The organism is Segeticoccus rhizosphaerae (genome assembly GCF_009192725.1).
In the GTDB taxonomy this organism is placed as follows: domain Bacteria; phylum Actinomycetota; class Actinomycetes; order Actinomycetales; family Dermatophilaceae; genus Segeticoccus; species Segeticoccus rhizosphaerae.
The window spans coordinates 1-6,978 of sequence record NZ_VOHR01000206.1; the positions used below are offsets into that span (position 1 = coordinate 1).

Below are 6,978 nucleotides of genomic sequence, written 5' to 3' on the forward strand. Positions count from 1 at the left end.
CTGCGCGGCGGCGGGGCCGCCTGCGTGAGGGTGCGCACCTCCCGCCCGGGCCCTGCCGCAGAGGTGCTTGCCGAGCTCGGCCTCGAGGCGGTGCGCACGGAGCGAGACGGGGTCACGGCCGACCTGCTCGGAGTGGACGCCGAGAAGGTCGTGCCGGCGCTGGTCCACGCGGGTGTGCCGGTGCTCGGCTTCGCGGTGGAGACACCGAGCCTGGAGGACTTCTACGTGTCCCTCACGGGGGAGGGCTTCGATGTCAGCGGTTGACCTCCCGGTGCGGGACCGGCCAGGAGCCGCCGCGGCGGACTGGCGGTTCCTGCGCTCCGAGCTGCGCCTCATCTTCGGCCGTCGGCGCAACCAGGCCGGGCTGGTCCTGCTGGCGGCGGTGCCGATCCTGATCGCGATCGCCATCAAGGTGTCCTTCGCCAAGCCCGGACCGGACGCGCCGACCTTCTTCTCCTCGATCGTCTCGAACGGGCTCTTCGTCTCGCTCGCCGCCCTGACCATCGAGATGGGCCTGTTCCTGCCGCTGTCGGTGAGCGTGATCGCCGGCGACTCCGTGGCGGGCGAGGCCAACATCGGCACCCTGCGCTACCTGTTGGCCGTCCCGGTCCACCGGACCAGGCTGCTCGCCGTCAAGTACGTCGCCGTCGTGATCTTCTGTGTCGCCGCAACGGTGCTCGTGGCGGTCGTCGGCGCCTTGATCGGCCTGGTCCTGTTCGGCGGGGGAGACGTGACCCTGCTCAGCGGCACGCAGGTCGGCCTTGGGGCGGGCGTGGGGCGGATGCTGCTCGCAGCGCTCTACCTCGCCCTGTCCCTCGCCGGGCTGGCCGCCATCGGTCTGTTCCTGTCGACCCTCACCGAGCAGCCAATCGGCGCCGCGATCGCCACCTTGTTCACCAGTTTCAGCATGGTCATCCTCGACTCCATCCCGCAGGTGTCGTGGATCCACCCCTACCTGCTGACCCACTACGCCACCAACTTCGGCGACCTCTTCCGCGACCCGATCGGCTGGGACAACCTCGGCGAGGGCGCATTCGTGGCCGTCGTCTACATCGCGGTGTTCTGGACGGCTGCGTGGGCGCGGTTTGCCGGCAAGGACGTCACCTCCTGACGAGCCCGCATACGCCTCCGCCGACGAGTTGGGATGCAGATCGCGCTTTTCCATTGCCACACTTGACGGGGCCTCCTACGGTGTTGCCATGTCCACGGGCAGACAGCTCGGGGACCACACGGCGCGCCGCGGGCGACGTGCTGGGACGGGTGAGGCGCGATGACCGAGATGGTGCGAACGCAGTCGGTGGAGATGCCCGACGGGCGCGTGGAGACCCAGCTTGGAGCTGACCTCGTCGAGGGCGGCTACCACAACGAGGACCTTGCGCCCGTCCAACTGCCGCAACGCACCTGGTCGACCTACAACTACATGGCGCTGTGGATCGGCATGTCGCACAACCTGGCGACGTGGGCCCTCGCCGCCGGCCTGATCGCGCTCGGCATGAGCTGGGTGCAGGCGATCCTGGTCATCGCGGTCGCCAACCTCGTGGTGCTGGTGCCGATGCTGCTCAACGCGCACGCCGGCACCAAGTACGGCATACCGTTCCCCGTGTTCCTGCGGTCGATCTACGGCGTGCGCGGCGCCAACTTCGGGGCCCTGCTGCGTGCGATCATCGCCTGCGGCTGGTTCGGCATCCAGACCTGGCTCGGCGGCTCGGGCGTCGCGGTGGTGCTGGGCAAGGTCTTCGGCGACTGGTGGAAGAACGCCGGCATGGTGGCCGGTGAGCCGTGGACCATGTGGGTGTCCTTCGCCATCTTCTGGATCCTGCAGATGCTGCTCATCTGGAAGGGCATGGACGCGATCCGCAGGTTCGAGAACTGGGCCGGGCCGGCCGTGCTCGTCGTCGCGGTGCTGATGCTCGTGTGGATGGCCTACAAGGTGGGCGGGTTCGGACCGCTGCTCGACCAGCCGTCCCAGCTCGGCTGGGGCGCCGACTTCTGGAAGGTCTTCTTCCCGAGCCTGATGGGGATGATCGCCTTCTGGGCCACCATGTCGCTGTCGATCCCCGACTTCACCCGCTTCGCCAAGTCGCAGAAGGGACAGATGATCGGCCAGGGCCTCGGGCTGCCGATCACGATGACCTTCTTCTCGGTCCTCGCGGTGCTCATCACCTCCGGAGGCATCGCCCTCTACGGCGAGGCGATCTGGGACCCCAACCAGCTGATCGGCAAGTTCGACAACATCTTCGTCGTCCTCTTCGGCGTCCTCACGGTGCTGGTGGCCACCCTCGCGGTCAACGTCGCGGCCAACGTCGTGTCGCCGTCATACGACTTCGCCAACGTCTTCCCCAAGGTGATCAACCGACGGGTCGGCGGCATCCTGACCGGCATCATCGGCATCGTCATCATGCCGTGGAAGCTGCTGGAGAGCGCCGACACCTACATCTTCGTCTGGCTCGACTTCTACGGCGGCCTGTTCGGCGCCGTCGCAGGCGTGATGATCGCCGACTACTGGGTGATCAAGCGGCGCCGGATCGACGTGTCCGAGCTCTACCGCCGCGGCGGGCGTTACTGGTACACGGGCGGCTGGAACTGGCGCGCCATGGTCGCCACCGTGGTCGGCATGATCATCGGGGTCGGCGGCGCCTACTCCACGGTCGACGCCAAGGGGGTCAAGGCCGGCCCCTTCCCGGCCGACGGCTACATCCCGTTCCTGAAGGTCTTCTGGCACTACAACTGGGTCGCCGGGTTCGCGGTGGCCTTCATCCTCTACCTCATCCTGTGCCGGCTCGCGCCGGACCCGGCGGCCGACGTCGTCGTGCAGCACGACCAGGATCCCGCCCTGCTGACCGACCCGGAGCCCGCGCTGGCCGCGGCCGGCGTCGCCCCCGGCGAGGGGGACACGCTGAGGCGCGACCCTTCCGACCCCGAGACCGAGACAGACATCGACGGACAACGACCAAGGAGCTCGAGATGACGGTGGTACGTGCAGCACTGGTGCAGGCGGAGTGGACCGGTGACAAGGAGTCCATGATCAAGGCGCACGAGCAGTATGCCCGCGACGCCGCCGCGGACGGCGCGCAGGTGATCTGCTTCCAGGAGCTCTTCTACGGGCCCTACTTCTGCCAGGTGCAGGACAAGAAGTTCTACGAGTATGCCGAGTCGATCCCCGGGCCGACCACCGAACGTTTCCAGGCGCTCGCCAAGGAGCTCGGCATGGTGATGGTCCTGCCGATGTACGAGCAGGAGCAGCCCGGGTTCCTCTACAACACGGCGGCCGTCCTCGACGCCGACGGCTCCTACCTCGGCAAGTTCCGCAAGCAGCACCTGCCCCACCTGCCCGGGTTCTGGGAGAAGTTCTACTTCCGTCCCGGCAACGGCGGCTACCCCGTGTTCGACACCGCGGTCGGCAAGGTCGGGGTCTACATCTGCTACGACCGGCACTTCCCGGAGGGGTGGCGAGCCCTGGGGCTCAACGGCGCGCAGATCGTCTTCAACCCGTCGGCCACCTCGCGGAGCCTGTCGCAGTACCTGTGGGAGATCGAGCAACCGGCCGCCGCGGTCGCCAACGAGTACTACGTCGGCGCGATCAACCGGGTCGGCGTGGAGGACCTCGGCGACAACGACTTCTACGGCGAGTCCTACTTCGTGGACCCGAAGGGCAAGTACGTGGGCGAGAAGGGCGACACCCACAAGCCGGAGGTCGTCGTGCGCGACCTCGACATGGACCTGCTCGAGGAGGTCCGCAACACCTGGGCGTTCTACCGCGACCGCCGCCCCGACGCCTACGACGACCTCGTCCGTCCCTGACCGAACCCCTCGCGAACCGCTCGACGGAAGGAGCCCACATGATGCACCCCACGAAGTTCTCCGCTCGCAGACTCGCTCCGATACTTCGCGGGGGCCCCACATGACCACCCTGATCCGGGGAGGCACCGTGGTCAGCACGACCGGACGGACAAAGGCCGACGTCCTCATCGACGGTGAGCGGATCGTCGCGCTGGTGGCGCCCGGCGACACCTCCCTGGGCGCGGACCTGGCCGGGTCCGCCGAGGTGGTGATCGAGGCGGAGGGCAAGTACGTCATCCCCGGCGGGGTGGACGGCCACACCCACATGGAGATGCCGTTCGGCGGCACCCAGGCCAGCGACACCTTCGAGACCGGCACGCGGGCGGCGGCGTGGGGTGGCACGACCACGATCGTGGACTTCGTCGTGCAGAAGACCGGTGAGCGGGTGCAGGACAGTCTGGCGACCTGGCACGACAAGGCCGCGGGCAACTGCGCAATCGACTACGGGTTCCACCAGATCCTCGGTGGGGTCGACGAGGACTCCCTCAAGGCGATGGACGAGCTGGTCGGCGAGGGCATCACCAGCTTCAAGCTGTTCATGGCCTACCCCGGCGTGTTCTACTCCGACGACGGGCAGATCCTGCGGGCCATGCAGCGTGCCTCGGACAACGGGTCGCTGATCATGATGCACGCCGAGAACGGCACCGCCATCGACGTGCTCGTCGCCCAGGCGCTCGCGAGGGGCGAGACCGACCCGATCGACCACGGGCGCACCCGCCCGTGGGAGACCGAGGAGGAGGCCACCCACCGGGCGATCATGTTGGCTCGCATCGCCGGGGCGCCGCTCTACATCGTGCACATGTCGGCCAAGCAGGCCGTGGCCACGTTGGCCGCAGCGCGGGGCGAGGGCCTCAACGTCTTCGGGGAGACCTGCCCGCAGTACCTCTACCTCTCCCTCGAGGAACAGCTCGGCGCACCAGGCTTCGAGGGCGCGAAGTGGGTCTGCTCGACGCCGCTGCGCTCACGGGCCGAGGGTCACCAGGACGAGATCTGGCGACACCTGCGCACCGGCGACCTGTCGGTGGTCAGCACCGACCACTGCCCGTTCTGCATGAAGGAGCAGAAGGAGCTCGGCCTCGGTGACTTCTCCAAGATCCCCAACGGGATCGGCAGCGTCGAGCACCGGCTCGACCTGCTCTACCAGGGTGTCGTCGACGGCAAGATCTCGCTCGAGCGGTGGGTCGAGCTGTGCTCCACCACGCCGGCGCGGATGTTCGGGCTCTACGGTCGCAAGGGGGTCATCGCGCCCGGCGCTGACGCCGACGTCGTGGTCTACGACCCGCACGGTCACACCAGCATCGGTGTGGGCAAGACCCACCACATGAACATGGACTACTCGGCGTGGGAGGGCTTCGAGATCGAGGGCAAGGTCGACACCGTGCTGTCGCGCGGCTCGGTGGTGATCAGCGACGGCGACTACCACGGCACCAAGGGCCACGGGAAGTTCCTGCGTCGCGAGCTCTGCCAGAACCTCATCTGAGCGAATCCGTCGTGTCAGGCGATCTCGCTGACTCCAAAAGGCAAGGGAGACAATGGACTTCGGAGTAGTGCTCCAATGCAACCCACCGGCGGCGCGGGTGGTCGAGCTGACCCGGCAGGCAGAGCTCTACGGCTTCAGCCACGCCTGGACCTTCGACTCACCGCTGTTGTGGGAGGAGCCCTACGTCATCTTCAGCGCGATGCTCGCTGCAACCCGGAGCATCACCGTCGGACCCATGGTCACGAACCCGGTGACCCGTGACATCACGGTGACCGCGGCGAGCTACGCCACGCTCAACGAGATGTACGGCAACCGCACCGTCTGCGGCATCGGCAGGGGCGACTCCGCGGTGCGGGTCACTGGCGGCCGCCCGTCGACCGTCGCGGAGCTGAGCGCTGCGATCCCGGTCATCCGGGGCCTCGCCGGCGGGCAGGAGGTCGAGTATGGCGGCAGTCACCTCCGGCTGTCCTGGGCCCCGCGGTCGCGGACCCCGGTGTGGGTCGCGGCCTACGGCCCGAAGGTGCTCGCGGTGGCCGGCGAGACGGCGGACGGCTACATCCTCCAGCTCGCGGACCCCACGATCGCGCAGTGGAGCATCGAAGCGGTCCGCAAGGCCGCGGTCGACGCCGGACGTGACGCCGACGACGTGACCATCTGCGTGGCGGCGCCTGCCTACGTCACCGACGGCAGCCCCGAGCAGCAGGCGCACGCCTACGAGCAGTGCCGGTGGTTCGGCGGGATGGTCGGCAACCACGTCGCAGACATCGTGGCGCGCTACGGAGTCGACGGCGTCGCGGTGCCCCGCGCACTCACCGACTACATCAAGGGCCGGGAGGACTACGACTACAACGAGCACGGGCGGGCGGGCAACACGCACACGGCGTTCGTGCCGGACGAGGTGGTCGACCGCTTCTGCCTCATCGGCCCGGTGGAGGAGCAGGTTGCCAGACTGCGGCACCTGCAGGACCTCGGGGTGGACCAGTTTGCGATCTACCTGCAGCACGATGCCCAGGACGAGGTCCTGCGGGCCTACGGGCAGAAGGTCATTCCCGCCATGGCGGAGCGCCCGCTGTCGCGATCGTGACCGCCCGCCGCCCACATCCAGGTGCGGTGTCCCGCCAGGTCACCACTCGTTGACCACCAGGTCGGCCCGGGCCCGCGTGGCGGCGACCAGCCGGCTGTTGGCCTCGTCGGTCCGCTCCACCCAGGAGGCCGCCTCGCGGGGCGACTTGCCGAACGCGACATGCCGGTCGACGAGCCTGCGGACGCGCTCGCGCTCCCCGAGCTCGACGTACCAGACCGCATCGAGCAGCTCGCGGACCGCGGGCCAGTCCCCCTCGGGCAGCAGCAGGTAGTTGCCCTCCGTCAACAGCAGCCGGGTGGACGGCGGGATCGCGATGGCCGCGGCGAGGGGCTGCTCGAGCTCCCGCTCGAACCCGGGGGCGTAGAGCACGCGCGGCTCGTCGGAGACGAAGCGTTGCAGCAGCGACAGGTAGCCACCGGCATCGAAGGTCTCCGGCGCGCCCTTGCGGTCACGCAGCCCAAGTCGCTCCAGCTGGACGTCGGCGAGGTGGAAGCCGTCCATCGGCACGTGCGCCACCCAGTCGCCGCGCCCGTATGCCGTGCCGCCGGCACCCTGCCCGGGCGCCGGCGGCGTG

The 6,978-nt window shown here is 68.7% G+C and carries 6 protein-coding genes and 1 pseudogene; 6 read left to right on the forward strand and 1 reads right to left on the reverse strand.

Going from position 1 to position 6,978, the window contains the following annotated elements; all coding sequences use genetic code 11:
• The 6 genes and pseudogenes from FRW57_RS24085 to FRW57_RS14920 form a co-directional block, all read left to right on the forward strand.
• A pseudogene (locus tag FRW57_RS24085) lies at positions 1–264 on the forward strand (DUF4162 domain-containing protein); the annotation flags it as partial.
• A complete protein-coding gene (locus FRW57_RS14900) occupies positions 251–1,111 on the forward strand; it encodes an ABC transporter permease (RefSeq protein WP_152186356.1) in 861 nt (286 codons plus the stop codon). The pseudogene FRW57_RS24085 and the gene FRW57_RS14900, both read left to right, overlap by 14 nt.
• Positions 1,112–1,270: 159 nt before the next feature.
• Positions 1,271–2,968, forward strand: a complete 1,698-nt coding sequence (locus FRW57_RS14905) for an NCS1 family nucleobase:cation symporter-1 (protein ID WP_203230342.1) — start codon at positions 1,271–1,273, stop codon at positions 2,966–2,968.
• Positions 2,965–3,801 carry a nitrilase-related carbon-nitrogen hydrolase gene (locus FRW57_RS14910; RefSeq protein ID WP_137120054.1) on the forward strand — a complete coding sequence of 279 codons (837 nt, stop codon included), beginning with the start codon at positions 2,965–2,967 and terminating at the stop codon, positions 3,799–3,801. The genes FRW57_RS14905 and FRW57_RS14910 overlap by 4 nt, the downstream gene beginning before the upstream one ends.
• A gap of 100 nt (positions 3,802–3,901) precedes the next feature.
• Positions 3,902–5,320 carry a dihydropyrimidinase gene (gene hydA / locus FRW57_RS14915; protein ID WP_152186357.1) on the forward strand — a complete coding sequence of 473 codons (1,419 nt, stop codon included), beginning with the start codon at positions 3,902–3,904 and terminating at the stop codon, positions 5,318–5,320.
• Between the two features lie 52 nt (positions 5,321–5,372).
• Positions 5,373–6,404, forward strand: a complete 1,032-nt coding sequence (locus FRW57_RS14920) for a TIGR03842 family LLM class F420-dependent oxidoreductase (protein ID WP_137120056.1) — start codon at positions 5,373–5,375, stop codon at positions 6,402–6,404.
• Positions 6,405–6,443: 39 nt separating this feature from the next.
• Here FRW57_RS14920 and FRW57_RS14925 read toward each other — a convergent pair.
• Positions 6,444–6,978 (reverse strand): nucleoside/nucleotide kinase family protein (locus tag FRW57_RS14925; protein WP_152186358.1); only part of this gene is annotated, 535 nt, incomplete at its 5' end.